Annotated in this window: 26 protein-coding genes; 18 read left to right on the forward strand and 8 right to left on the reverse strand. The window is 73.9% G+C overall.

From position 1 onward, the window contains the following. The gene (locus ACWED2_RS16125; protein ID WP_449691240.1) at positions 1–240 is read right to left on the reverse strand and encodes a hypothetical protein; all 240 of its coding nucleotides are present in this window, start codon (positions 238–240) and stop codon (positions 1–3) included. Between the two features lie 147 nt (positions 241–387). Continuing rightward, positions 388–2,016 carry a DUF6345 domain-containing protein gene (locus ACWED2_RS16130; RefSeq protein ID WP_449691241.1) on the reverse strand — a complete coding sequence of 543 codons (1,629 nt, stop codon included), beginning with the start codon at positions 2,014–2,016 and terminating at the stop codon, positions 388–390. Positions 2,017–2,329: 313 nt separating this feature from the next. On the opposite strand from ACWED2_RS16130, the gene ACWED2_RS16135 reads away from it, so the two are divergent. The 3 genes from ACWED2_RS16135 to ACWED2_RS16145 all read left to right on the forward strand — a co-directional run bounded on the left by ACWED2_RS16135 (position 2,330) and on the right by ACWED2_RS16145 (position 5,093). Next, on the forward strand, positions 2,330–2,644 hold the full coding sequence (locus ACWED2_RS16135; RefSeq protein WP_449691242.1) for a hypothetical protein: 315 nt from the start codon (positions 2,330–2,332) through the stop codon (positions 2,642–2,644). A 73-nt stretch (positions 2,645–2,717) separates the two neighbouring features. Then, positions 2,718–4,211: a CehA/McbA family metallohydrolase gene (locus tag ACWED2_RS16140; protein ID WP_449691243.1), complete on the forward strand. Its 1,494-nt coding sequence runs from the start codon at positions 2,718–2,720 to the stop codon at positions 4,209–4,211. A gap of 66 nt (positions 4,212–4,277) precedes the next feature. Then, positions 4,278–5,093, forward strand: a complete 816-nt coding sequence (locus ACWED2_RS16145; RefSeq protein WP_449691244.1) for a hypothetical protein — start codon at positions 4,278–4,280, stop codon at positions 5,091–5,093. A gap of 73 nt (positions 5,094–5,166) precedes the next feature. Here ACWED2_RS16145 and ACWED2_RS16150 read toward each other — a convergent pair whose 3' ends face one another. Next, a complete protein-coding gene (locus tag ACWED2_RS16150) occupies positions 5,167–6,384 on the reverse strand; it encodes an MFS transporter (protein ID WP_449691245.1) in 1,218 nt (405 codons plus the stop codon). A gap of 81 nt (positions 6,385–6,465) precedes the next feature. Here ACWED2_RS16150 and pdxR point away from each other — a divergent pair, with 81 nt between their 5' ends. Then, a complete protein-coding gene (gene pdxR, locus ACWED2_RS16155) occupies positions 6,466–7,878 on the forward strand; it encodes a MocR-like pyridoxine biosynthesis transcription factor PdxR (protein ID WP_449691246.1) in 1,413 nt (470 codons plus the stop codon). Here the strand turns inward: pdxR and ACWED2_RS16160 are convergent. Both ACWED2_RS16160 and ACWED2_RS16165 read right to left on the reverse strand, forming a co-directional pair. Beyond that, the gene (locus ACWED2_RS16160; RefSeq protein WP_449691247.1) at positions 7,806–9,239 is read right to left on the reverse strand and encodes an MFS transporter; all 1,434 of its coding nucleotides are present in this window, start codon (positions 9,237–9,239) and stop codon (positions 7,806–7,808) included. The two genes, pdxR and ACWED2_RS16160, sit on opposite strands and share 73 nt — an antisense overlap. 58 nt (positions 9,240–9,297) lie before the next feature. Further along, positions 9,298–9,771 (reverse strand): SRPBCC family protein, encoded by a 474-nt coding sequence (locus ACWED2_RS16165; protein ID WP_449691248.1) that lies wholly within the window; start codon positions 9,769–9,771, stop codon positions 9,298–9,300. A 164-nt stretch (positions 9,772–9,935) separates the two neighbouring features. Between ACWED2_RS16165 and ACWED2_RS16170 the strand changes: the two genes are divergently transcribed. After that, a complete protein-coding gene (locus ACWED2_RS16170) occupies positions 9,936–10,451 on the forward strand; it encodes a bifunctional nuclease family protein (protein WP_449691249.1) in 516 nt (171 codons plus the stop codon). Positions 10,452–10,528: 77 nt separating this feature from the next. After that, positions 10,529–11,497: a sigma-70 family RNA polymerase sigma factor gene (locus ACWED2_RS16175; RefSeq protein WP_449691250.1), complete on the forward strand. Its 969-nt coding sequence runs from the start codon at positions 10,529–10,531 to the stop codon at positions 11,495–11,497. On the opposite strand, the gene ACWED2_RS16180 is transcribed toward ACWED2_RS16175, so the two are convergent. Continuing rightward, entirely contained in the window at positions 11,461–11,940 is a 480-nt protein-coding gene (locus ACWED2_RS16180) for a DUF2087 domain-containing protein (RefSeq protein WP_449691251.1), read from the reverse strand. The genes ACWED2_RS16175 and ACWED2_RS16180 overlap by 37 nt on opposite strands. Positions 11,941–12,009: 69 nt before the next feature. On the opposite strand from ACWED2_RS16180, the gene ACWED2_RS16185 reads away from it, so the two are divergent. From ACWED2_RS16185 to ACWED2_RS16205, 5 genes are read left to right on the forward strand one after another with little or no spacing between them, the layout of a single operon-like run. Beyond that, positions 12,010–13,650, forward strand: coding sequence for a fatty acyl-AMP ligase (locus tag ACWED2_RS16185; protein WP_449691252.1), 1,641 nt, complete (start codon positions 12,010–12,012; stop codon positions 13,648–13,650). Beyond that, positions 13,643–13,888, forward strand: a complete 246-nt coding sequence (locus tag ACWED2_RS16190) for an acyl carrier protein (protein ID WP_449691253.1) — start codon at positions 13,643–13,645, stop codon at positions 13,886–13,888. Before ACWED2_RS16185 ends, ACWED2_RS16190 begins: the two co-directional genes overlap by 8 nt. 1 nt (position 13,889) lies before the next feature. Next, positions 13,890–14,207: a hypothetical protein gene (locus ACWED2_RS16195; RefSeq protein WP_449691254.1), complete on the forward strand. Its 318-nt coding sequence runs from the start codon at positions 13,890–13,892 to the stop codon at positions 14,205–14,207. Continuing rightward, a complete protein-coding gene (locus ACWED2_RS16200) occupies positions 14,207–17,476 on the forward strand; it encodes a WXG100 family type VII secretion target (protein WP_449691255.1) in 3,270 nt (1,089 codons plus the stop codon). The genes ACWED2_RS16195 and ACWED2_RS16200 overlap by 1 nt, the downstream gene beginning before the upstream one ends. Positions 17,477–17,484: 8 nt before the next feature. After that, the gene (locus ACWED2_RS16205; protein ID WP_449691256.1) at positions 17,485–17,871 is read left to right on the forward strand and encodes a hypothetical protein; all 387 of its coding nucleotides are present in this window, start codon (positions 17,485–17,487) and stop codon (positions 17,869–17,871) included. Here ACWED2_RS16205 and ACWED2_RS16210 read toward each other — a convergent pair. Next, on the reverse strand, positions 17,855–18,649 hold the full coding sequence (locus ACWED2_RS16210) for a class I SAM-dependent methyltransferase (RefSeq protein ID WP_449691257.1): 795 nt from the start codon (positions 18,647–18,649) through the stop codon (positions 17,855–17,857). The two genes, ACWED2_RS16205 and ACWED2_RS16210, sit on opposite strands and share 17 nt — an antisense overlap. Positions 18,650–18,908: 259 nt before the next feature. Here ACWED2_RS16210 and ACWED2_RS16215 point away from each other — a divergent pair, with 259 nt between their 5' ends. The 5 genes from ACWED2_RS16215 to ligD are packed head-to-tail and all read left to right on the forward strand — an operon-like array spanning position 18,909 to position 21,640. After that, complete coding sequence (locus ACWED2_RS16215; protein ID WP_449691258.1) at positions 18,909–19,097, forward strand: hypothetical protein; 189 nt, start codon at positions 18,909–18,911, stop codon at positions 19,095–19,097. Further along, a complete protein-coding gene (locus tag ACWED2_RS16220) occupies positions 19,097–19,273 on the forward strand; it encodes a hypothetical protein (RefSeq protein ID WP_449691259.1) in 177 nt (58 codons plus the stop codon). Before ACWED2_RS16215 ends, ACWED2_RS16220 begins: the two co-directional genes overlap by 1 nt. A gap of 59 nt (positions 19,274–19,332) precedes the next feature. Then, on the forward strand, positions 19,333–19,893 hold the full coding sequence (locus ACWED2_RS16225; protein WP_449691260.1) for a hemerythrin domain-containing protein: 561 nt from the start codon (positions 19,333–19,335) through the stop codon (positions 19,891–19,893). Beyond that, positions 19,890–20,045 carry a hypothetical protein gene (locus ACWED2_RS16230; protein WP_449691261.1) on the forward strand — a complete coding sequence of 52 codons (156 nt, stop codon included), beginning with the start codon at positions 19,890–19,892 and terminating at the stop codon, positions 20,043–20,045. The genes ACWED2_RS16225 and ACWED2_RS16230 overlap by 4 nt, the downstream gene beginning before the upstream one ends. A 17-nt stretch (positions 20,046–20,062) precedes the next feature. Further along, complete coding sequence (ligD, locus tag ACWED2_RS16235; protein ID WP_449691262.1) at positions 20,063–21,640, forward strand: non-homologous end-joining DNA ligase; 1,578 nt, start codon at positions 20,063–20,065, stop codon at positions 21,638–21,640. Positions 21,641–21,643: 3 nt separating this feature from the next. On the opposite strand, the gene ACWED2_RS16240 is transcribed toward ligD, so the two are convergent. Next, positions 21,644–22,585 (reverse strand): PfkB family carbohydrate kinase, encoded by a 942-nt coding sequence (locus ACWED2_RS16240; RefSeq protein WP_449691263.1) that lies wholly within the window; start codon positions 22,583–22,585, stop codon positions 21,644–21,646. A 278-nt stretch (positions 22,586–22,863) separates the two neighbouring features. Between ACWED2_RS16240 and ACWED2_RS16245 the strand changes: the two genes are divergently transcribed. Then, positions 22,864–23,640 carry an ANTAR domain-containing protein gene (locus tag ACWED2_RS16245; protein WP_449691264.1) on the forward strand — a complete coding sequence of 259 codons (777 nt, stop codon included), beginning with the start codon at positions 22,864–22,866 and terminating at the stop codon, positions 23,638–23,640. A 118-nt stretch (positions 23,641–23,758) separates the two neighbouring features. After that, a complete protein-coding gene (locus ACWED2_RS16250) occupies positions 23,759–24,154 on the forward strand; it encodes an STAS domain-containing protein (protein ID WP_449691265.1) in 396 nt (131 codons plus the stop codon). Position 24,155 lies beyond the last annotated feature (1 nt).

Here is a 24,155-nt window from a genome sequence, read left to right on the forward strand (position 1 = left end):
TCAGGAGGCGAGCAGGACGCCGGAGTCCAGCACCTGCCCCAGCTCACGGCGCTCCGCCTCCGACAGCGGGACGGCGGCGACGTCGCTGCGGCCGTCGGCGCCGGGCGCGGTGGTGACCACCAGCGTGGGCCGCCCGTCCACCTCCCGCAGCGTCACGCGGCCGCCGCACGCCAGGTCGACGGTGACGCCCGGGCGGTCGCGATGCCTGCCCAGCCAGCGGCTGACGAAATCGAAGGTCATCGCGGTCTCCCCTCGGTACGGCGCACTCCCCCGGAGTACAGGTGTCTCCTGGTCATTCCCCGGATACCTCGGGTTTACACCCGTTCGAGCGAAACGACGGGCCGGCACCCCCCGACGCGGTGCCGGCCCGTCCGCTCTTCCCGGTGGTCAGCGCAGGGGTGCCTCCAGGACGTACCGCTTCGCGAGCCCCGCGCCGCAGTCGACTTCGACGGTCCGCCGGACGACCGGAGCACCGTCGTCGCCGCGCAGCGCGTAGCCGACCGCCGTCGAGTCCGGGATCGTGCGGACCTCGGCGGGCACGCGGCCGCCGGCCGCCAGGCGGCGCAGCAGCCGCTGCAGCGGGGCGTCGAGCGCCTCGTCCACGGTGGACGGCGCGCGGGTGGGTTCCGCCGCCGCCGACGGCGCGGTGGGTGCGCCGTCGCTCAGCCGCTCGACCTCGCGGGTGGCGTCGACGATCGTGGTCACCGTGCCGCCGCCGTCGATGGCGACGCGCACCTCGCCGAGGCCGGGCGTGACGACCGGGTGGCCGTCGACCAGCTGCGTGAACACCACGTGGGTCTCGCGCACCCGCGGGTCGGCGACGTCCTCGGCCGTGCCGCCGGCGTGGTACTGGTGGCGCACCTTGTCGGCGACCAGGTCGACGCGGTCGGCCAGGCCGAACGTCTCGACGGCGTCCTGGGCGATCCGGACGGCTTCGTCCGCGCTCGGCGCGTCCCGCCCGGTGCCGTCGGCGTCGGCGAAGGTGATCTCGCGGACGCCGCGGTGGTCGACGCTCAGCCGCGGCCCGCCCTGGTCGGCGCCCAGCACTACGCCGTGCGGGCCCATCGCGTCGTCGGCCACCCCGCTGCCGAGCCGGACGCCGTAGTGGCCGGCCAGCTCGGCCAGCCGCGCCCCCGAAAGCCGCGGCGGCGCGAACCGCGCGGTCTGCGCCGCGCCCGGCAGTTCCAGCCGCGGCGCCCGGATGCTCCTGGCGGCGTCGTACCAGGTCCACCACCACCAGTTCTTCGACGCGGCGGCGGTCTGGAAGGACCCTTCGTTCCACAACCGGTCCTGTGCCTCGGCCTGCGTGGCCCCGCAGGCGACGGCCGAGGGCGCCTGGTGGTGGTCGATGTCCCACGACGCGTCCAGCCACGCCTTGCTGAACTTGTGGCCGTTGCCGTTCCACTTGCTGAAGAAGTAGGCGCCGTAGTTCGGGCTGTCGACGCTGGTCGTCTCGAAGCCGAAGATCATCCGCAGGCCCAGGTTGGCGGCGTCCCACGTGCGGATCGGGCTGTTGCCGTCGCCGATGCGCAGCGAGAGGCAGGTGGAGAAGAACAGGTACCGCGCGACCTCGTTGCCCAGCCGCATGTCGGCCGAACTCGCCCAGGCCGACCCGCCCCAGGTGCCGCCCATCGGCATCCAGAAGACACCGTTGCCGTCCATCGTCCCGTGTCCGGAGTGGTACTCGGCGACGCAGGCGTCGAAGCCGTAGGTGCCCTGCCAGTCGTCGTACTGTTCGCCGTAGATCCACGACAGCACACCGCCGTCGGTGTACCAGAAGTTCGGCGCGGTGAACTGCTTGACGTAATTGTAGAAACCACCGGCGTCGTCGTGGGTGTAGGAAAGGTCGTTGATGCCGGGCGGGAAGTCCTCGATGGAGCAGACCCCATACCGGTTCGCACCCCGATCGGCGGCGGCGCCGGTGCCGGCGGCGAACGGATCTGCCGAGGTCAGCGCCCGTGCGCCGGCGGGCGCGCCCGGTGGTGCGGCGACCACGCCGTTCTTGAGCAGTGCCATGGTTCCTCCCCGTGGGTGGCAGAATGCAGCGCTCGGACGGTAGCCGCCGAAGCGGTGAAAACTTTCGGATACCTCTTTTTGCCACACCTTCAGCGCAATTTTTTCAGCGCTGCACCGATTCCGTGGAACGTTTTTGCGCGCGGCCGGGAACCGGCCAGCGGGCACCGGCCACTGTGGACGGCGGGCGGCTGTGGACGGCGGGCGGCCGCGGGGGCGCCCCCCGTTTTCCACGCTACCGGAGACCACCGACAAAACCGGGTTCTCCGCCACCCATGAGGCGCGCCCGAGCCCGGCGGCGGCCCATGCTGGCCGGATGGAACTCGGGCAGCTGGCATCGGCCGCGCGGCGGATCTTCTCCGCCCGGCTCGTCTACGGCGAACCGGTCGAGCGCGATGGCGTCACCGTGGTCCCGGCCGCCGCCGTGTTCGGGGGTGGTGGCGGGGGTGGCGGCGACGCCCTGCCCGTGCGCGAGGGCGCCGGGTTCGGCGTGTTCGCCCGGCCGGTCGGGGCCTTCGTCGTCCGCGGGGAACGCGTGACCTGGGTCCCCGCCGTCGACGTCACGCGGCTCGGGCTGGCCGCCGCCGTCACCGTCGTCGCGCTCGGCAGGATCCTGGCGAAACGCCGCTGATTCCGCCGAAAGTTCACCGCCGGTTCGTGTTCGCGTTCGTCCGGGACGCCTAGCGTCCGATGCGGAGGTGGGCATGAGTGACTTCAGCCGCCGGACGCTGCTGCTGGCCGGTGGGGCGGCGATGCTGCCCGGTGTCGCGTTCGCCGATCAGCCGGGCGGCACCAGCCGGACGCAAACCGTCGCCGGCACGCTGGAACCGGACGTGCCGGACTGGTACTACCTGCCCGTCGACGTCCCGCGCGGGGTGCGGCAGCTCGACGTCGTGTACTCCTACGACAAGCCCCCGGTGCCGGCCGGCACCCGCGGGAACGCCTGCGACATCGGCATCTTCGGCCCCGAAGGCCACGACCTCGGCAACGCGCGCGGGTTCCGCGGCTGGTCCGGCGGCTTCCGCGACCGGTTCTCGATCAGCGCGTCCGAGGCCACGCCCGGTTACCTCGCCGGCCCGATCAAGCCCGGCCGGTGGCACGTCATCCTCGGCCCGTACACCGTTGCGCCCCAAGGGCTGAACTACCGGGTCGACATCACCCTCACCTTCGGTCCCGACGGCCCGCCGTTCAAACCGAACCCGGCGCCGGAAACCGCTCCGGCGCGGGACAGGGGCCGGGCCTGGTACCGCGGCGACAGCCACCTGCACACCGTCCACTCCGACGGCCGCCGCACGCCGGAGCAGCTCGTCGCCGACGCCCGGGCCGCCGGCCTCGACTTCATCGTCTCCACCGACCACAACACCTCGAGCTCCCAGCTCGTCTGGGGCGACCACGCCACCGACGACCTGCTGATCCTCAACGGCGAAGAGGTGACGACCCGGTCCGGGCACTGGCCCGCGATCGGCCTGCCCGCCGGCACCTGGATCGACTGGCGCTACCGCGCGGCCGACCCGCGGGACTTCCGGCGCTGCACCGAGCAGGTGCACCGCGCCGGCGGCCTGGTCACCGCGGCGCACCCCTTCGCGAACTGCTTCGGCTGCACCTACGAATTCGCCTACGAGATCGCCGACCTCGTCGAGGTCTGGAACGGCCCTTGGACGCAGGACGACGAGGCGAGCGTCGTCCACTGGGACGGGCTGCTGCGCGGCGGCCGGTTCATCCCGGCGATCGGCGACTCCGACGCGCACCACCCGGACCAGCGGGTGGCCCTGCCGCACACCGTCGTGCTCGCCGACCGGCTGCGCCGCCGGGAACTGCTGGCCGGGCTGAAGGCCGGGCGCTCGTGGCTGGCGGAGTCGGCGTCGGTCCAGCTGGACTTCACCGTCTCCGGCGGCGGCGGCGGCGCGAGCGCGGGCATCGGCGAGCGGCTCGCCGCGGGCACCGGGACGCCGGTGACGGTCAAAGCGGTGGTGGCGGGCGTGCCGGGGACGACGGTGACGTTCCTCGACCAGCTCGGCCCGGAACACACCGAGCCGATCGGCGGCTCGGGCGCGGCCACGGTCACCTGGACGACCTACCCCCGCTACAGCCGGTGGGTGCGCGTCGAGGTCCGTCGCCCGTCCGGTGGCCCGAACACGACGGTCCCGAACGCCATGGTGGCGATGTCCAACCCGATCTTCCTCGGCCCCGGCCACTGAACCCCGCCCGCCGCACCGCGTCCTCCTATTGGGCAGACTGGTGCGAACGGGTGAAGGGGAGGCAGGGTGCGCGGTTGTGGCCTGAAGCTGGCCATGGTCCTGGGGGCGGTCATCGCGGGAGTCGCGGGGATCGTCGTGGTGGTGGCGCTGACGCGCGACCCGGTGCGGACGCCGGGGTGCACGGTCGCGCTGCCGGGGGACGACGCGACCGCCTACACGTTCACCCCGGAACAGATGAACAACGCCGCGACGATCTCGGCCGTCGGCACCAAGCTGGGGCTGCCCGCCCACGCGGCAACGGTCGCGCTGGCGACGGCGTTGCAGGAGTCGAAGCTGCGCAACCTCGAGGGCGGTGATCGCGACTCGGTCGGGCTGTTCCAGCAGCGGCCCAGCCAGGGCTGGGGCACGATCGCCCAGCTGCGCGACCCGGTCTACGCGGCGACGGAGTTCTACGAGAAGCTCGAGAAGCTGCCGAACTGGGAGACGATGCCGATCACGGTGGCCGCGCAGGCGGTCCAGCGCTCCGGCGTCCCGGACGCGTATGCGCAGTGGGAGCCGCAGTCCCGCGCCATGGCGGCGGCGTTCAACGGCCAGTTCCCGGCCGCGCTGACCTGCCGGAACCTTACCCTGGCCGCGCCCGCGGACCTCGCCGCGGCGGCCACGGCGGAGCTGGGCACCGCCGGCCTGAGCGGCGCCCACCCGGCGGCTCAGGGCTGGACGTACGCGACCTGGCTGGTCGGTCGGGCGGAGGCGCTGGGCGTGGACAAGGTGAGCTTCGCCGGCCGGACGTGGACGGCGGAGTCCGGCGCCTGGGCCGACGATGCGGCCGCGGGGCAGGACCTCTCGCTGCACCAGACCACGGCGGCCCAGGTCAGCGAATAGCCCCCGGCTTATACGCCCCAATGTGGCATTGGGTGCATGTGACGCACCCAATGCCACATTGGGGCGCTTGGGGTCAGCGGGTGGCGGCGGCCCAGCGGACCGCCGGGCCCATCGCCCAGCCGGCGCCGAGGAACACCAGGCCGAGCACGAGCCAGCCCGCGAAGCCCCACCCGAGCACCACCGTGCTCAGCAGCACCGGGCCGACCGCGCGGGCCACCGAGACCCCGCTGCCGAAGAACCCCTGGTACTCGCCCTGCCGGTCCGCCGGGGCCAGGGCGAAGCCGAGCTCCCACGAGCCGGCCGACTGGAGCATCTCGCCGAGCACCTGCACCAGCGCCCCCACGACGAGCACCGCGAACGCCACCGCCGGTGACGTCCCCAGCGCCGAGAGCGCGAACGCCACGCACGACGCCAGCAGCACCACGCCCGACCGGCGCACCGTCCGCGCCGCCGAGGCGGGCGAGGCCGGCCTGCCCGCGACGCGGACCTGCAGCAGCACCACCACGACCGTGTTGAGCACGAACAACGCCGACACCGTCCAGCCCGGCGCCGCGGTGCGCTCGACGATCCACAGCGGGATCGCCACGCTCAGCAGCGGCATCCGCAGCAGCAGGATCGCGTTGAGCAGCGTCACCAGCGCGTAGGGCCGGTCGCGCAGCACGGCCGGCTTCGGTGCTCCCGGGCGCGCGGAAGCCCGCGGGACCGGCGGCAGCGCGTGCAGCAGCGCCGCCGTCACGACGAAGGCCGCCGCGTCGAGGACGAACACGGTCAGGTACGCCGACGCCGTGTCGGCCGACAGCGCGAGGCCGCCCAGCCCCGCGCCCACGGCGAGCCCGGCGTTGCCCGCCGACTGCAGGTGCGCCCGGACGCGCGTCCGCCGCTCGGGGTCGGCGAGTGCGGCCAGCAGGGCCTGGCGGACCGCGGCCAGCCCGGTCTGGCAGCTGCCGTAGAGGCACGCCGCCAGGACGAACGCCACCGGCGAGCGCACGACGAGGAACGCGAGGATCGACGTGCCCGTCGCCAGCGCCAGCAGCACCGCCGAGCCGCGGGCGCCGTGGCGGTCGGCCAGGCGCCCGAGCGGTACCCCGGCGACCGAGCCCACCGCCCAGCCGAGCGTGAGCCCGAGCCCGACCTGTGCCGGGGTCAGCGCGGCGATCCGCGTGAAGAACAGCACCGAGCAGGTCAGGAACGCGCCGTCGCCGAGCGAGGCGACCAGCTGGGCGGCGGCGAGCAGGCGGGCGGCCGGCCGGGTCTTCGGGCGTTCGGGAAGCCGTTCGAGAAGCGCTGTCATGGGAGAAACGTTAGGGCGGGATTTGGCCCGATCCCAGATCCAATTCCAGCCGATCGGATTGGGCCAATATAGGCTCGCCGGATGGACTTCCACGTGAGCCTGGCCGGCCGCGGCGACCTGAGCGTCCGCATCTACCGCCAGCTGCGCGACGCCGTCCTGGACGGCAGGCTGCGGGCAGGGGAGCGGCTGCCGCCGACCCGGGAACTCGCCCGGCGCCTGGCCGTCTCGCGCAACACCGTCGTGGTCGCCTACGACCGCCTCACCGCCGACGGCTTCCTCACCGGCCGCGTCGGCGCCGGGACCTACGTCACCGCGGAGCTCCCGGCGCCGAAGCCGCGCAAAGCCCCTTCGACGCGGGGGCCGCAGCCCAAAGCGGTGTGGCGGTCACTGCCGTCGCCGTCCGTCGCGGCCGCGGCTCCGGTGTTCGACTTCCGCGTCGGCATCCCCGACGCCACGCTCTTCCCGCTGGACACCTGGCGGCGCCTGCTCGCGCGGGAACTCCGTGACACCGCGGGATTCGCGCACTACGCCGAGCCCGGCGGCCACCCCGGGCTGCGGGCGGCGATCGCCCGGCACGTCGGCGTCTCCCGCTCGGTCCGCGCCGGCGCCGACGACGTGCTCGTCACCCAAGGTGCCCAGCAGGCCCTCGACCTGCTGTGCCGCGTGCTGCTCGAACCCGGCGACCGCGTGGCCGTCGAGGAGCCGGGCTACCGGATGGCGAAGCTGCTCTTCGCCTCGCACGGCGCCGAAGTCGTCGGCGTGCCGGTGGACGGCGAGGGACTCGACGTCGCCGCGCTGCCGTCGCGCGCGAAACTGGTGTACGTCACGCCGTCGCACCAGTTCCCGCTCGGCACCGCGATGTCCCTCGCCCGGCGCACGGCGCTGCTCGCGTGGGCCGCTCGGGCCGGCGCGGTCGTCGTCGAGGACGACTACGACAGCGAATTCCGGTTCTCCGACCGCCCGCTCGAGCCGTTGCAGAGCCTGGACCGCGACGGCCGGGTGGCCTACGTCGGCTCGTTCTCGAAGACGCTGCTTCCCATGCTGCGCCTGGGTTTCCTGATCGCGCCGGCGTCCCTGCGCGACGCGCTGCACCACGCCCGGCAGCTGTCGGGCTGGCACGGCGACCTGCCCGCGCAGGCCGCGCTGGCCGGGTTCGTCGACGAAGGCCTGTTCGCCCGCCACCTCCGCCGCGCGACGAAGGTGTACGCGGACCGCCACGAGCGCATCACGACGACCCTGGAAAGGGTTTTCGCGGGCCGGCTCAAGCCGGTGCCCTCGGCGGCGGGCCTGCACCTGTGTGCACTGGCCGGCGACGAGGTGGACCTGGCACCGATCGCGGCCCGCGCGGCGGCGGCCGGGGCGGCGATCCAGACGCTGTCGGACCTCTGCGGCGGTTTCCCGCGTCAGGGCGTGGTCCTCGGCTACGGCTCGATCCCCTCGGCGAGCATCGACGCCGGGCTCGCGGTGCTGGACGCGGCCTGGGGCTCGGCGTAGTGGTCCGTCCGCCGCCGTGCGGCGATCAGCACGCCGCCGGCGCAGGTCGCCACCGCGGTGGCCAGGATCACCAGCCAGCCCCGGCGGAAGTCCGCCAGGTCCGGCGTCCCGGCGAAGACCGCGATCAGCACCGCGGTGCCCAGGACCGTGCCGACCTGCCGGGCGGTGTTCACCATCGACGAGCCCGCGCCCCAGCGGGACGGCGGCAGGACCGTGCCCACCACACCCGACAGGCTCGGCAGGATCAGCCCGACGCCGAGGCCGGTCAGCAGCTGGCCGGGCAGCATCGACGCCGCGTAGTCGGGCGTCGATCCCATGCGCAGCACCCAGACCAGCACGCCCGCCCCGAACGCCACGCCGCCGAGGGCGACCACCGGGCCCGGGCCGAAGCGGTGCACGAACCGCCCGCCGAAGATCGACACCGGCACCACCACCAGCGGGCCCGGCGCCAGTGACAGCCCGGCGACCAGGATCGAGTCGTGCCAGACCGACGTCAGGAACAGCACGTTGCCGAACAGCATCGCCGCGAACCCGGCCGCGAACACCCCGGTGGTCAGGCAGGCCAGCCACAACGTCGGGACGCGCAGCGCCGGCAGGTCCAGCACCGGCACCGGGTGGCGCGCCGAGCGCAGCGGGACCCAGGCCAGCGCGACGGCGGCCACCGCGAAGGCCGGCAGCACCGGCTGCCCGCCCCAGCCGTGGTCGGACGCTTCGACCAGCGCGTACGCCAACGCGCCGACACCCACCAGCAGCCCGGCCGCGCCCAGGACGTCCGGGACGCCGGTGGTGGTGTCCCGCGACTCGCGCAGCACGCGCGGCCCGGCCAGCAGCGTCACCGCGCAGATCGGCAGGTTCACCAGGAACACCCAGCGCCAGGACGCCTCGACGAGCAGGCCGCCGACCGGCGGGCCGAGCGCCGCGGCCGCCGCGCCGACCGACGCCCAGACCCCGACCGCCACCGGGCGGCGGTGCGGCGGGAACGCCGTCAGCAGCAGCGCCAGCGACGTCGGCATGACGAGCGCGGCGCCGATCGCCTGCACCGCGCGGAAGGCGACCAGCACGCCGATCGACGGCGCGGCCGCGCAGGCGGCCGAGGCCAGCGTGAACACCGCGACCCCGGCGAGGAACAGCCGCTTGCGGCCGTACCGGTCGGCGAGCCGTCCCGCCGGGGCGAGGCAGGCCGCGAACAGCACCGTGTAGCCGTTGAGCACCCACGACAGGCTCGCCAGGTCGTCGCCGGGGAACGCGGCCCGGATGCCGGGGAAGGCGATCGTGACGATGAACGTGTCCAGGCTCGCGAGGAACGCGGCCGTCGAGACGACGAGCAGCACGAGGCCGGGCTTCGGCGGGGCGGAAGTCATGGTCCTCCTAGGTTCGATAAGACAACCTAGCTGGACGCAGTAGGTTTCAACAAGAGACTCAGGCGGCGGCGCGTTCTTCGGCCCTGGCCTTCAGCGCCGCGAGGGTGTGCTCGATCGACCGGACGTTGTACCCGGGCCGGTCGGCGCGGCCGGTGACCCGCGGCCCCATGAACTTCCGCACGATCCAGCTGCCGATCCGGTACCAGTTCTCGGTGACGACGCAGCCGTCCGCGGCCGGCGCCAGCACGTACTCCCACCGCGAAACCCGCGAGCCGAACGGCGTGCGCACGTCGAAGGCGAACCGGCGGCCCGGCTCGAACGCGACCACCCGCACCCGCGTCCACCACTGCAGCTCGCCGTTGCGGTTGCGGCCGCGGAACCGCGCGCCGAGCGCGGGCCCCGTGTCGTCGAGCCAGCGGCCGCCGACGTTCTCCGGGCTCAGCTCGCCCATCCTCGGCAGGTCGGTGACCCACGACCACACCGTGCCGGGGTCGGCGGAGACGGTCACACTGCGCGAAATCGTCGGTTCCACGCCCCGACGGTGACAGCGGCCGCCGGGGCCGGGCAAGGCGCCGGGGCGTACTCCGCAGCCGAGAAGAGGCCGCCTGGGAAAACCCGGCCGCCGGATCGGGTTGCGAACCCCCGGTTGTGGGTATTACGCGCGCGAAGGACGACTCCCCCGACACGGAGGGTGCGGTGGTCGGCGTGATCCCGATCGAAGTGGTGGGCATGGCCGTTCCGGTCCCCGGTGAGGCGCCCCTGATGTTGCTGCGCGAGCCCGAGGGTGCTCGCCGCTGGCTGGCGATCATGATCGGCTACGGCGAGGCCGAGGCCCTGGTGCGGGCGCGGGAACAGATCGCGCAGCCGCGCCCGGGCACGATCGAGCTGCTCGGCGACGTGCTCGCCGCGTTCGGCCAGGGCCTCGCCGCGGTCGAGCTCACCGAAGTGCGGGACGGCATCTTCTACGCCGACCTCGTGCTCGCCTCCGGCACCCGCGTCTCGGCCCGCCCGAGTGACGCCGTCGCGCTCGGCCTGCGCCAGGGCGCGCCCATCCGCGTCGCCGAAGAGGTGCTGGACGTCGCGTCCGTGCAGCTCGAGGTCGAGCAGGAAGCCGAGGGACCGGCCGCCGACGTGCTGGACGCCGAAGCCGAGGTCGAACGGTTCCGCGCCGAGCTCGACGGCCTGCGGCCCGAGGACTTCGACGACCTGTAGAAAATGTTCTCCCGCGGTCGATGAATTCCGGCGGTGGCGCCGGTACACCCACCGAAGCCGCCGCCGACGGGAGAACGATGCAGGACTTCGCGACGCGCACCGAACCGCACCGGCGTGAGCTGCTGGCGCACTGCTACCGCATGCTCGGCTCGGTCCACGAGGCCGAGGACCTGGTGCAGGAGACGCTGGTGCGGGCCTGGAAGGCGTGGCCGGGCTACGACCCGGCGCGCGCCTCGGTGCGCACCTGGCTCTACCGCATCGCCACCAACGCCTGCCTGACCGCGCTCGACGGACGGGCCCGGCGGCCGCTGCCGTCCGGGCTCGGCGGCCCGGGCGACGATCCGGGCGCGCCGCTGACGCCGTCGTTCGAAATCCCCTGGCTGCACCCGTTCCCGGACGCCCGCCTCGACGACCCGGGCCGGGCGCTGGCCCGTCGTGGCACGCTCCGGCTGGCCCTGCTGGCGGCGATGCAGACCCTGCCGCCGAAGCAGCGCGCGGTGCTGATCCTGCGGGACGTCCTGGAATTCAGCGCGGCGGAGGTGGCGGGCTTCCTCGGCACGACTCCGGCCGCGGTCAACAGCGCCCTGCAGCGGGCCCGGGCGCGCCTCGGTGGCCTGTCGGCGGACGAGGTGCCCGAACCGGACGACACCGCGGTCGAAGCGGTGCTCGACCGCTACGTGCGGGCGTTCGAGCGCGCCGACGTCGCCGGGCTGGTCGAGCTGCTCACCGACGACGTCGTCATGGAGATGCCGCCGGTGCCGCTGTGGTTCCGTGGCCCCGACGACTACGGCCGCTTCATGGAGCGGCTGTTCGGCATGCGCGGCCCGGAGTGGCGCATGACGCGCACGGCGGCCAACGGGCTACCGGCGCTCGTGGCCTACTGCCGCGACGACACCGGCGTGTTCCGGCTGCACACCCTGCAGGTGTTGACCGTGCGGGGCGGGCGGATCGCGCACAATGTCGTGTTCGCCGATCCGGGCGTGCTGGCGCTGTTCGACCTGCCGGCGACTCAGCCGGCGGCGCGCGCCTCCGACGGTCGACCGTAGGCGCCGCCGTCGTTGCTGCGCTGCAACAGGCCTTCGTCGACGAGGTAGCGGCGCAGCGTCGCGTGGTCGTCGTGGACCATCGAGAGCTTCTCGCGGACGTCCTGCTCGGTGTAGAGCCGGCCGGGTTCGAAGCGCTCGGCGAGGTACGCCAGCAGCAGCTGCCGCCGCTTGCCCGAGTGCGGGACGGAGACGAGCCGCCCGTGACGGAAGAGCGCGTCGAGCGGATCGACCGGGGCCTTGGCGAGCGCGTCGCGGAACACCGACGGCACGGCCCGGTAGCGGCCCCCGGCCTCGGTGACGAGTCCCGCGTCGACGAGCCGCCTGGTGGGCTTGGCCGGAGCGGCGGACGCCTCGAGCCCGTCGGGGGCGGTGCAGATGCGGGCGAAGAGCTGCAGCCGGTCCTCGTCCGCGAGAGCGGAGACCAGCGCTTCCGGTACGGCCATGGTCTGCGACCGTACCCGCGCTCGCCCCGGGCGTGAACCGGGTTTCCGGGGGCCGGTAGGTTGCCCGGCGTGCCCCGTCCGACCGCGCCGGTGACCGTGCCCGAGGCGGTGCTGCGCACTTCGATCGTCGAGCACCTGTTCGCCCGCGCCGGTGACGAGCGTCCGCTGTTCACCCACCAGGACCACGGCCGCGGCGTCGAACACACGGTGACGTGGGCGGAGTTCGCCGCCCGGGTCCGCGTGGTGGCGGGCGAGCTGCGCCGGGTGGCGGCGCCGGGGGAGCGCGTCGCGATCCTCGCCGGCCAGGAACTCGCCTACCCGCTGGCGTTCTTCGGCGCGCTGGCCGCCGGCCTGATCGCCGTCCCGCTGATGGTGCCCGCGAACCCCGCGCAGGCGGACCGGCTAGCCGGCGTCCTGGCCGACGCGAGCGCGCGGGTGTGGCTGACGTCGAAGGCCGAGGTGGCGCGGCTGCCCGCGCACGAGCCCGTCGTGGTGGTCGACGAGCTCACCGGGCCCGGCGCCGATCCGGTGCCGGTGACCCCCGACAGCCCGGCCTACCTGCAGTACACCTCCGGCTCGACGCGGGAGCCGGCCGGTGCGGTGATCCCGCACCGGGCGATCGTCGCCGCCTGCTGGCAGGGCAGCCTCGCCTACGCCGTCGACGAGGGCACCACCTGTGCCGGCTGGATCCCGTTCTTCCACGACATGGGCCTGATCCAGCTGCTGTGCCTGCCCGTCTTCGCCGGCGGGCGGGCGGTGTTCATGGCCCCGGCCGAGTTCGTGCACCGGCCGATGCGGTGGCTGCGGCAGCTGGCGGCGTACCCGGCGGTGTTCACCGCCGCCCCGAACTTCGCCTACGACCTCGCCGCCGACGCCGACACCGGCGAAGACCTCGACCTGGGCGGAGTCCGGATCGCGCTCAACGGCAGCGAACCGGTCCGGCCGCGCACGATCGAGCGCTTCCACGAGGTGTTCGGGCCACGCGGCTTCCGGCGGACGGCGCACCGGCCGTCCTACGGGCTCGCCGAAGCCACGGTCTACGTCGCGAGCGCCGGCGAGGAAGGGCCGCGCGGCGCGGTGTTCGACCGGGAAGCCCTCGCGCAGGGCCGGGCCGTCGAAACCGAGGGCGGGCAGGAACTCGTGTCGGTCGGGCGGCCGGTCGGGCAGCTCGTCCGGGTCGTCCAGGACGGCCGGGAGCAGCCCGAAGGCCTGGTCGGCGAGATCTGGGTGCACGGGCAGAACGTCGCGGACGGCTACTGGGGCCGCGGCGACGCCGGCGCGTTCGGCGCCGAGCTCGACGGCCTGGGCGGCTGGCTGCGCACCGGCGACCTGGGCGTCGTGCACCGCGGCGACCTGTACATCACCGGCCGGCTCAAGGACCTCATCGTCATCGACGGCCGCAACTTCCACCCGCAGGACATCGAAGCGGCCGCCGGCGAGGCCCACCCGGCGGTCCGCCGCGACCGGGTCGCCGCGTTCGGCGTCGCCGACGACGAGGGCGAGGGCGCGGTGGTGGTGGCCGAGTGGGCGCGCGGCGCCGACGCCGACGACCGGGAGGTGATCCGGGCGGTGCTGCGCGCGGTGTCCCGCGAGCACGGCCTCACGCTGCGCGCGGTACGTCTGGTCCCTTCCGGTGGACTTCCGCGCACATCGAGCGGCAAGGTCGCCCGGTCGGCCGCCAAGGCACGTTATGGTGACTTCCGTGGGTGATCACCGCGCCGAGGTCACGAAGGTCGTCTGCGACACCTTCCGGCTCGACCCGGCTCTCGTCGAGCCCGACGCGCCCCTGGAGGAGCTGGGCATCGACTCGAAGGGGCGGATCAAGCTGCTGGCGGCGCTGGAGATCTATTACGGCGTGACGATCGACCTGGACCGGCTCGACCGGTTCACCGACGTGGGGTCCGTGGCCGACGTGCTGGCGGACGCACTGAGAAGTGAGGGGCGCTGACATGAGCGGCGGGGGGTACACCGCGACGACCGAGGCGTTGTCGGCGGCGTCCAAGACCATCGGTGACCTGGCGGAGCACCTGCTGGACGACAACCCGGACCTGCAGACACCGCAGGTGACGGCGGAGAAGTTCGGCCGGGCGCACGGCACGCACGCCACCAAGTACACCGCCGGCGCGCAGGCGCTGTGGGCCGCCGTTTCCGGCTACAGCGCCACGCTCGGCTCGTTCGGCGGGAACCTCAAGACCGCCGGCTCGGCCTACAGCACCAACGAGGGCAACCAGGCCGGCGCGATCACGAACGCCGGGGGCTCGCTCTGATGGCCGAGAAGAAGAAGTGGTCCGACGTCAAGGCGGTCCTGGACGACCCGAGCGTGCCGCCGGCGCAGAAGAGCGCGCTGATCAGCAGCTGGCTGCGGGAAAACCCGCCGCCGCCGCCGTTCCTGGCCGACCAGGAGCCGGACGAGATCAAGCAGAAGCGGCAGGAAGCCGCCAAGTACGCGAACGCCTACAACGCGAACCCGCTGTTCGCGGGACAGTCGGTCGACGAGGCCTACGACAAGGCGAAGAAGAGCGGCGACCAGAACAGCTACAACGAGGACCAGGAGAAGAAGGCCGTCGACGACGGCAAGAAGAAGCTCGACGAGACGAAGCCGCCGGCCGCCGGTGAGGACGGCAGCGGCAGCGGGACCAAGACGTCCGACGAGATCTTCGACGCCGCCGCGCCCGCGCTCAAGCTGTTCGAGACCTTCGGGTCGCTGCTGGCGAAGATCCCGGCCGACTGCCGCGGCAACACCCGCGCGCTCGACCTCGACAAGGACATCCGGGCGCCGTTCGACGAGCAGCGCGGGATCAGCTTCGCGGACTTCGTCGCCGACGCCGGGCACTTCAAGCGCGGTTCGGAGACGGTCGACCGGACGCTGCAGGACACCGGCTCGCAGCTGAGCACCCTGTACCAGAGCTGGAGCGGCGCGGGTGCCGACGCCGCGTCGGACAACTACAACGACAAGATCCAGCCGAAGGCCGCCAAGCTGTCCCAGACGCTCGGCAACGCGAGCGAAGCGACGCTGAACACCGCCACGACGGTGTTCCAGCTGTGCAAGGGCAAGGCCGACGCCGTCATCGGGATGTACACCGACCTGGTCGGCAAGGCCGACTACACGATGGCGCAGAAGGTCGTCGCCGTCGCCAACGGCGAGCACGGCAACGAGAAGGACCTGGCCCAGATCGCGGGCTGGATGGACCTCAACTTCGGCACGAACCTGGTCAAGACGCTCAACGACCAGGGCTGCTGCGACGGCGACGAGATCAAGAAGCACGGCCAGGACCTGGCCAAGCAGTGGGTGCAGAACCAGTTCAACCCCGACATGTGGGACCGGCTGTACCAGGGGTTCGCGAAGACCTGCAAGGACACGAAGGATCTCGTCGACCAGGCGTACGACGCGCTCGACAAGGTGATGGGCGGGATCCGCAACGAGTTCGAGGGCGCTTCGACGTCCGGGGCCGGCGGGCCGGGCAGCACCACGGGTGGCACGGGCGGTGGCCCCGGTGGGGGCGGCGCCGGGACGACCGGCGGCACCGGCGGCGGCACGGGTGGTTCCGGTGCGGGGGCAGGCTCGGGCGGGTCCGGTGGTGGTTCGGGCGCCGGCGGCGGTGGCGGTTCGGTGCCGCCGATCCCGGACACGAGCTCGGGTTCCGGGGTGCCCGGTGGTGGTTCGGGCGCCGGTGGTGGCGCCGGGACCGATCTGCCCAGCGGCGCGGGTTCCGGTGGTGGCTCGGGTTCGGGCAGCGGCTCGGGTGCCGGCGGCGGCGGTTCCGTGCCGCCGATCCCGGAGGGGTCCGGGGGTTCCGGCGGCGGCTCCGGCGGCGGCTCCGGCTCGCCGGGCGGCCAGGACGACGGGGCGGCCGCGGCGGAAGAGGCCAGGCAGCGGGAAGCGGAAGAAGCCAAGCAGCGGGCGGCCCAGGAGGCCGAGGCGGCGAAGCAGAAGGCCGCCGACGCGTTGAAGGAGTTCAGCGGCCCGGGCATCCAGACCGACAGCGGCGCCGGCGCGGGAGCCGGGCTGGGTGGCGGTTCGGGTTCGGGTGGCGGCTCGGGTCCGGGATCCGACAGCACGGCACCGTCTTCGGTGCCGCCGCCGTCGGACAGCGGCCAGGACGCCGCGGCCGCGGCCGCCGAGGCGGCGAAGAAGAAGGCCGCGGACGCGTTGAAGGAGTTCAGCGGTCCGGGCATCGAGACGGAGTCCGGCGACGGCGCGGGCGGCCTGGGCGGCGGATCGGGTTCGGGTTCCGGGGACGAGGGCAAGGCCGAGGCCGAACAGGCCGCGGAGGCGGCGAAGAAGAAGGCCGCGGATGCGCTGAAGGAGTTCAGTGGTCCGGGCATCGAGACGGAGTCCGGCGACGGCGCGGGCGGCCTGGGCGGCGGCTCCGGCTCGGGCTCGGATTCCGGTTCGGGTTCGGGTTCCGGGGACGACGGCAAGGCCGAAGCCGAACAGGCCGCGGAGGACGCGAAGAAGAAAGCCGCGGACGCGTTGAAGGAGTTCGGCGGCCCGGGCATCGAGACCGATCCCGGCGGCAAACCCGACGGCCTGCTCGGCGAGGACGGCAAGCCCGGCGACGACGACCGGGACGTCCTCAAGGTCAAGCAGGGCGACAAGACCTTCGAGATGACCGAGCCGGACCACGACGGCAAGATGGACATCAAGGTCGGCGACGGACCGGGCGACCCGAAGGACTTCAAGCTCGACTGGTCCGACGGCAAGCCCGCGGACGGTCCACAAGGGACGGACACCGACACGTACCGCCCCGGCCCGGACGGCAAGATCCACATCCGCGACGGCGACCTCGAGATCACCGCGGAGCGCCCCGACGGCCCGGACGGCCCGACGACGGTGACCGTCGACGACGGGAAGGGCACCCCGACCACCTACACGCTGGGCGAGGACGACAAGCCGGACGCTCTCGGCGACACCCCCCAGAAGCGGCTCGACGACCTGCCCACCCACCGCGGCACCCTGGCGGACCTCTCGCCGCAAGGCGGTGGCGACCCCAGCTCGCCCGGTGCGGACGGCCCGCGCCACGGCGGTGACTTCGGCGACCCGACCTCGCCGGACGGCTCCCACCACGGCGGCGGCCCGGAGCACGGCAGCGGGAGCGGCTCGCCCGGCGACCCGGGCTCGTCCGACGGCAGCGGCTCCCACGGCGGCGGTGGCGCCCACCCCGCCGGCATCGGGGGCGGCTCGCCCGGCGGCGCCGGCTTCTCCGGCGCGGGCTTCGACCCGGCCGCCGCCGGGCTCGGCGAAACTCCCGTGTCCGGCGGAGCCCACACCGGCGTGGGCCCGGCCCAGCCGCAGCCCGCGTTCGCGTCGGCGGCCGGTGCGCCCGGGGCCGGCGGCGCGGCCGGCTCGTCGATGTCGGGCATGCCCGGCATGGGTGCCATGGGCGGCGCCCACGGCGGCGGTGGCGGCGACACCGAACGCCGTGCTCCCGCCTACCGGATCGAAGGGGCCGTGTTCGACAACCTCGGTGAGCCCGGGCGGCGGATCATCGGCTCCCTCGACGACGAAGACCCGCCGTCGGCCAGGACCTGGTAGGAGGACGCATGACCGACATCGCCGGGATGAAGGCCGAGCTCGACGGCCTCGTGCGCGAACAGGCCGATCGCCGTGCCCTGCGGGAACAGCAGGGCGAGGAGATCAAGGCCCGCTCCCACGAGTACATGACCAAGCAGGTCCAGGCGGCCGAGCGGTACGTCCAGCACGTCCGCGAGATGGCCCAGCGCAAGACCAAGTCCGGCTGGAGCACCGACCGCTCGCACGCCGAACCGGCCTCCGCCTTCGACGCGGAGGCCTATCCCGGCCCGGGCGGGTTCGAACCGGCGCCGCCGCCGGGTCCGGCACCGTCGCGGCCGGCGCGGGACGAGCCGCGCGCCGCCCGGCGTCCCCGCGCCGCCGTCGAAGAGGACGAGGACTTCAACAACCCCTGGTGAACCACAGGTCGACGGCGAATTCGGACAACCGCACGGTGAACGTCTCCGCCGGGGCCAGCCGCCGCCGCAGCTCAGCCTCGAATTCGGCCCGCCGCTCGCCGAACAGGTGCGGTGCCGAGCTCGACAGCGAGAACACCCCGGCGACGACCTCGTCGACCGTGCGGGTCACCACCCGCCCCGGCACCGCGAACCGCCGGGGGCCGTGGAAGCCCGCCGCGCGGTAGACCTCCGCCTCGCCGCCGGGCGTGCCGCCCGGCAGCGAACCGCGTCCGGCGCGCCGCACCGGACCCAGGTATTCGCGTACCAGCTCCGGGATCGCGGGGTCGACGATCTCGTGCGTCGACGCGTGCACGTGGGCGCAGGCCCCGCCCGGCGCCAGCATTCCGTGCACCGCGGCGGCGACGCGGGGCCGGTCGAACCAGTGGAACGACTGGGCGAAGGTGATCAGCCGGAACCGGCCCAGCCCGGCGGGCAGCTCTTCCGCGCGCCGGTGCACCCACCGGCAGTTCCCGATGCCCGCCTCCGCCGCCAGCCGGGCCGCTTCGGCGAGCATGTCAGCGTCGGCGTCGAGCCCGACGGCCTCCTCGAACGAGCCGGCCAGCGGCAGCGTCAGCGACCCCGGCCCGCAGCCGATGTCGAGCAGCCGGCCCGACCCGTCCAGCCCGAGTTCGGCGGCGAAGGCCGTGGCGAGGTCCGCGGGATACGCCACGCGGCCCCGCGCGTAGAACCGCGCGCTGCCCGAATAGAGGGACGGGTCCCATTCCCACGTGTCGGTCACCTCCCCAGCGTAGGTACCCGGGACCGTGGACGACCGGTGAGTTCCCGCCCTCGGCGCCGGCGACGTGGAGTGTGCGGCCGCCGGACCGCAGCGGGCGGGGCTCGCGCGAACCGGCCATCGAAGCGCCCGACGCCGCGGGAGGGCTCGCCGGGAGTTGAACACCCGCCACCCGGACGGGTTGGGTGGTGGGTGTGAAACCCGGCGCGGCGGGGTATCCGGTCGCGTTCGTTTCGCCGCCGAATCAGCCGGAGGTCTTCCGATGCCCGTGCGCACCGCCACCCCACCCGCCAGTGACGTCGTCGGCCTGGCACTGGAAGTCCTTGCCGCGCAAGGGCTCAGCCGGCCGGCCGCGCACGCCGCTCTGGTCTCCATGGCGAAGGAAAGAGGCCTCACCGTGGCGCGGTGCGCCGCGCTCGTGGTGGCCGCCGTCGACGGGCGGGTGGGCTGATGGCGTTCACCGCCCGGGCCGGGAACCAGGACACCGCTTCCGTCGGCGGGGGCGTGCTCCTCGCCGTCGGGCTCGTGGTCGCTTTCTTCGGCTGGTGGTCCTGGTGGGCCGTCGCCGGGCTCGCCCTGGCCGCCGCGGGCGCGCTGTGGCTCACACTCGCCCAGCGCGACGAGTAACCCGTCCGGGACGGGGAACGCCGCTTCCGACCGAACACCGAGCGAGGAGGAGGCCGGCCATGGCGGAGCACGACGAGGACGTCATCGAGTTCCTGCAGCGCCAGCACCGTGAGATCCGCGAGCTGTTCGCCACGCTGGAAACCGCGGAAGGCGACCGGCGGCGGGAGGCGTTCCACGACCTCGTGCGGCTGCTGGCCGTGCACGAGACGGCGGAGGAACTGGTCGTGCACCCGGAGATCCGCGACCTCGAGCCCGCGGCGGAGCCTGTCGTCGAAGCCCGGCTGGGCGAGGAGCACCGGGCCAAGGAACTGCTGACCACGCTGCAGAAGATGGGCCCGGAGGCCGACGGCTTCGACACCCTGCTCGTCCAGCTGCGCGAAGACGTGCTCGCACACGCCGAGCACGAGGAGCGCGAGGAGTTCCCGCTGCTGCGGGCGCACCGCCCGCCGGAGCGGCTGCGGGCGATGGCCGCCACCGCGAAGGTGGCCGAAGCGGTCGGGCCGACCCGGCCGCACCCCGGTGTCGAGAGCGCGAAGGCGAACCTGCTGCTGGGCCCGCCCGCGGCGATCATGGACCGGGCGCGCGACCTCATCCGCGGCGCGCTGGGAGGCCGGGCATGACCGAGCCCGACGGCACCGATCCGGCCGAAGACGCCACCGACCCGGAGGAGTTCGCCGAGCAGGCGGGCACCGACCCGACCCCGCAGGAGGTCGCCGAGTACGAGGAGCTGGCGAAGAAGAACCCGCCCTGGTCGGCACCGCAACCCGATTGACGGGGTACTCCTGGGACATGGCAGCAGACCCGGCCCGCAAACTGCGGCGTTACCAGGAGATGCGGGACTTCGGCCGGACCGCGGAGCCGGCCGGCGGGGCCGCCGGTCCGGACGGCCACCGGTTCGTGGTGCAGCGGCACCGCGCGCGCCGGCTGCACTACGACTTCCGGCTCGAACTCGACGGTGTGCTGGTCAGCTGGGCGGTGCCGAAGGGACCCACGCTGGACCCGAAGGCCCGCCGGCTGGCCGTGCACGTCGAAGATCACCCGATCGAGTACGCCGGGTTCGAGGGCGTCATCCCGCGCGGCGAATACGGCGGCGGGGACGTCATCGTCTGGGACCGTGGCGTCTGGCGGCCGGTCGAAGCCGACCCGGCCCGCGCGATCGAGGCCGGGACGCTGCACTTCGACCTCGAAGGCGAGAAGCTGGCCGGGCGCTTCGTCCTGGTCCGCACCAGCCGCGGCGAGAAGGACCAGTGGTTCCTCCTGCACAAGCAGGACGAGCACGCGCAGCCCGGCTGGGACGCCGAAGACCACCCGCGTTCGGTGAAGAGCGGCCGCACCAACGACGAGGTCGCGGCCGCGCCGGACGCCCTCTGGCACGGCGACCGCCCGGCCGCGGAAGCGGAAGAAACCGTCGGCGGCTGGGAGGCACCCACCGAGGACGAACTGGCCGCGCTCGACGCACTGGGCGCGAAGGGCCGGTGGTCGGTGGCGGGCCGCGAGCTGGCCCTGACCAACCTGGACAAGGTGCTCTTCCCCGCGGCCGAGGGCGGGCAGCCGGTCACCAAGCGGGATCTCGTCCGGTACTACGTCACCGTCGGCCCGGCGATGCTGCCGTACCTGGCCGGCCGCCCGCTCAACACCCACCGGTTCCCGCAGGGCGTCACCGAGCCGGGCTTCTGGCAGAAGGAGGTTCCGCAGCACGCGCCCGACTGGCTGACCACCTGGCGCAACGAACGCGCCGAGCCGGGGGAGAGCCGGCGGTACGTCGTCGCCGACAGCGTCGCGACCCTGGCCTGGCTGGCCAACTACGGCGCACTGGAGCTGCACGCCTGGACCTCCCGCGCCGCCGACGTCGACCACCCGACGTGGGTGCTGTTCGACATCGACCCGGGCCCGGAGACGACGTTCGAGGAGGTCGTGGACCTGGCGCGGCTGCACCGCACCGCGCTCGAGCACTTCGGCCTCGACGGCCGGCCCAAGGTGACCGGGCAGCGCGGCATCCAGGTGTGGGTGCCGATCGCGCCGCACTGCACCTTCGAACAGACCCGCACGTGGGCGGAGACGGTGTCCAAGACGATCGGGCGGGTGCTGCCCGACCTGGTCAGCTGGGCCTGGACGAAGGACAAGCGCCGCGGCCGCGCCCGGCTCGACTACACGCAGAACGTGCTGAACAAGACGCTCGTCGCGCCCTACAGCGTCCGTCCGCGGGCCGGGGCGCCGGTTTCGGTGCCGCTGGAGTGGGACGAGCTGGACGACCCGGAGCTCGCGCCGGACCGGTGGACGATCCGGGACGTCCCGGCTCGCCTGGCCGAGCGGGGCGACCCGTTCTCGGCGCTCCTGGGGCTCCGGCAGAAGCTGCCCGGCCTTTAGGCCTCAAGCCTGGACGGTTTCCAGCTCCCGCGGCTGCAGCCGGTCGAGTTCGGCGCGGGACAGGCACGGCCGCCCGCCCGCGTGCCCGGTGGTCGCCGCGGCGGCCGCGACGGCCAGGCTCGCCGCCGTCTCCAGCGGGCGGCGGCGGGTCAGCGCCGCGGTCAGGGTGGCGACGAGCGCGTCACCGGCGCCGGTCGGGTCGACGACGTCGGTCTCGACGTCCGGCACGAACCACGTGCCTTCCGGCCCGGCGAACAGGTTTCCCTGCCCGGACACCTCCAGCACGACCAGCGACGGCCCGCGCCGCCGGAGTTCCGTCGCGGCCCGGGCGGCCGAGCCGACGTCGGCCACCTCCTGCCCGGTGAGGAGCTCGGCTTCGTGGGCGTCGGCGCGCACGACGTCGGCGAGGGCGAGCAGGTCGGCGGTGAGCGTGTCGGACTGCGGTGCCCCGTCGAGGACGACCCGGGTGCCCGCCGTGTGCGCCAGCCGGGCCGCCAGCAGGGCCGCGGGCGCCGGCTGCTGCAGCTGCACGATGAGGGACGCGGCGGCCGAGATCGGGGCGGCCGCGGCGAAGACGTCGTTCTCGGTGAGCAGCGTCCCGTCCGGGACGTGCTCGAGGTACCGGCGGCGGCCGTGGTCCTCGACGACGTCGACGAGCAGCGCCGTCTCGGTGCCCGGCCGCCGGATCACGTGCGAGGTGCCGATCCGGTCGGCCCGCGCCTGGGCGAGCAGGGCGTCGCCGATGCGGTCGCGGCCGACGACGCCGACCAGCGACACCGACATCCCGAGCTGGCCCAGCGCCACGGCCTGGTTCGCGCCCTTCCCGCCGAGCAGCTCCTGCCGGTGCTTCACGGGCGCCGAAGAGTCCTCGCCCGGCACGTCCGGGACCTCGATCACCAGGTCGCGGGCGATCTGCCCGGCGACGACGACTTCGCTGAACATCATCGGGACCACCGGTGGGTCATGGCGCCTCCTCGGCTCACCGTCCGGCTACCCCGGGCGCGCCGCCGGGTAAACCGCTCGTTCGGGTCGGTGACGGCTGGGCGCCGTCCGGGGCCGCCGTGCCGCCCCTGAGCGACGGCCCGCGGCCGGGCGGCGGGTTACCCCGGACGGCCGTGCCGGTTGGCCCTTCTGCGTGGCCACGGCCACGAAACCCGGCCGCGTCGGAGGCGGCGGAGCGCGGTTTGCGGTAAATCAAGGGAACCGAGACAGGTGGAGGTTCGGTGACCGAGACACTCATGAACGCGGCGGATCGCTGGAGACCGCTCGCCGAACTGCTGCAGGCGCTGCTCGAGCGCATCTCCGGCGAGCTGCCGGGGTGGCTCGGCGCCGGCCTGACCGTGAGCCGCGGCGACCGGCCGCTGCGGGTGCTCGCCACCGCCGGCGTCGCCGAACAGCTGATCCCCGCCCAGCTGGCGCACGGCGGCCCGGTGCCGGTCGCGGACACCACCGGCGAGCCGGTCGTCACGGACCGCCTCTTCGGCGACCAGCGCTGGCCGGAGCTGACCCGCGAGACCGTGTTCGACGCCGGCCCGGCGGTCGAGGCGATCCGTGGCGCCGCGGCGCTGCCCGGGTTCTGGGACGAGGACGGCGCTTTCGTGCTGTCGGTCACGCTCGACCGCGTGCCGGGCGACGAAACCCTCGCCGTCCTGCGGCGGTACGCGAAACTCACCGAGATGACCCTGGTGGTCGCCGAGACCGCCACCGCGGGCGATCCCGACCAGATGCTGGACCTGCTGGCCTCCCGGGCCGCCATCGAGCAGGCGAAGGGCGCGATCATGGCGGTCCGGCGGTGCCCGCCGGAGGAAGCCTGGCAGACGTTGCGTCGCGCCAGCCAGGAGTTCAACGTCAAGGTCCGCGAGCTGGCCGTCGCCCTCGTCGAGCACCTCGGCGGCCAGGTGACGGCACCGGCGGAGGGCGTCCGCGAGATCCGGCCGGGCGCCCCGGCCCACCACGCCGCGGAACGGCTCTGGTCGGCCTTCACGAGCGTCTCGCCCTGAAGGAGAGCGTTTCCGGATCGGGCGTTTGGGTATCTAGACCCCGTCCTTGATCACGTCCCCGCTCTTGATCCGACACTGCGTCGCCGGCCTCGGCCGGCGCGGAAGGCCAACTGAACCCGTGTCCCCTGCCTATCCGGTCCCCACCCGGTCCGCGCCGCTGGTCGCGCGCCGGACGGAGTACCGCCCCGGTTTCCTCGTGCTCACCTTCGCCGGCGAAATCGACGCGCTGACCCTGCCGATCCTCGAGCGTGAGCTGGGTGCGGCGCCACCGGGGACGACGGTGGTGGACCTCACGCAGGTGGCTTTCGTCGGCCTGGCCGGCGCCCGCGCGCTGGCCGCGGCCGCCGAGCGGGCCGGTGCCGCGGGACGGCGGTTCGGGGTGGTGGCGAGCGGCCGGACGCTGGCGCGGCTGTTCCGGATCACCGGGCTGGCGGCGGTGGTGCCGATGTTCGCGTCGTTGTCGGACGCGCTGCGGGAACTGCTGGCGGCCGAGGTGCACCACGCCGCCTGCTGAG

Source organism: Amycolatopsis sp. NPDC005003, from assembly GCF_053600695.1.

What these genes read in the sequence shown, in the direction of transcription:
- ACWED2_RS16150 (WP_449691245.1), bottom strand. Translation starts at nt 6,384, where the DNA reads ATGACAGCGCTTCTCGAACGGCTTCCCGAACGCCCGAAGACCCGGCCG.
- ACWED2_RS16225 (WP_449691260.1), top strand. Translation starts at nt 19,333, where the DNA reads ATGGCGGAGCACGACGAGGACGTCATCGAGTTCCTGCAGCGCCAGCAC.
- ACWED2_RS16135 (WP_449691242.1), top strand. Translation starts at nt 2,330, where the DNA reads ATGGAACTCGGGCAGCTGGCATCGGCCGCGCGGCGGATCTTCTCCGCC.
- ACWED2_RS16180 (WP_449691251.1), bottom strand. Translation starts at nt 11,940, where the DNA reads ATGGCCGTACCGGAAGCGCTGGTCTCCGCTCTCGCGGACGAGGACCGG.
- ACWED2_RS16205 (WP_449691256.1), top strand. Translation starts at nt 17,485, where the DNA reads ATGACCGACATCGCCGGGATGAAGGCCGAGCTCGACGGCCTCGTGCGC.
- ACWED2_RS16240 (WP_449691263.1), bottom strand. Translation starts at nt 22,585, where the DNA reads ATGATGTTCAGCGAAGTCGTCGTCGCCGGGCAGATCGCCCGCGACCTG.
- ACWED2_RS16230 (WP_449691261.1), top strand. Translation starts at nt 19,890, where the DNA reads ATGACCGAGCCCGACGGCACCGATCCGGCCGAAGACGCCACCGACCCG.
- ACWED2_RS16215 (WP_449691258.1), top strand. Translation starts at nt 18,909, where the DNA reads ATGCCCGTGCGCACCGCCACCCCACCCGCCAGTGACGTCGTCGGCCTG.
- ACWED2_RS16125 (WP_449691240.1), bottom strand. Translation starts at nt 240, where the DNA reads ATGACCTTCGATTTCGTCAGCCGCTGGCTGGGCAGGCATCGCGACCGC.
- ACWED2_RS16160 (WP_449691247.1), bottom strand. Translation starts at nt 9,239, where the DNA reads ATGACTTCCGCCCCGCCGAAGCCCGGCCTCGTGCTGCTCGTCGTCTCG.
- ligD (WP_449691262.1), top strand. Translation starts at nt 20,063, where the DNA reads ATGGCAGCAGACCCGGCCCGCAAACTGCGGCGTTACCAGGAGATGCGG.
- ACWED2_RS16130 (WP_449691241.1), bottom strand. Translation starts at nt 2,016, where the DNA reads ATGGCACTGCTCAAGAACGGCGTGGTCGCCGCACCACCGGGCGCGCCC.
- ACWED2_RS16220 (WP_449691259.1), top strand. Translation starts at nt 19,097, where the DNA reads ATGGCGTTCACCGCCCGGGCCGGGAACCAGGACACCGCTTCCGTCGGC.
- ACWED2_RS16195 (WP_449691254.1), top strand. Translation starts at nt 13,890, where the DNA reads ATGAGCGGCGGGGGGTACACCGCGACGACCGAGGCGTTGTCGGCGGCG.
- pdxR (WP_449691246.1), top strand. Translation starts at nt 6,466, where the DNA reads ATGGACTTCCACGTGAGCCTGGCCGGCCGCGGCGACCTGAGCGTCCGC.
- ACWED2_RS16200 (WP_449691255.1), top strand. Translation starts at nt 14,207, where the DNA reads ATGGCCGAGAAGAAGAAGTGGTCCGACGTCAAGGCGGTCCTGGACGAC.
- ACWED2_RS16175 (WP_449691250.1), top strand. Translation starts at nt 10,529, where the DNA reads ATGCAGGACTTCGCGACGCGCACCGAACCGCACCGGCGTGAGCTGCTG.
- ACWED2_RS16140 (WP_449691243.1), top strand. Translation starts at nt 2,718, where the DNA reads ATGAGTGACTTCAGCCGCCGGACGCTGCTGCTGGCCGGTGGGGCGGCG.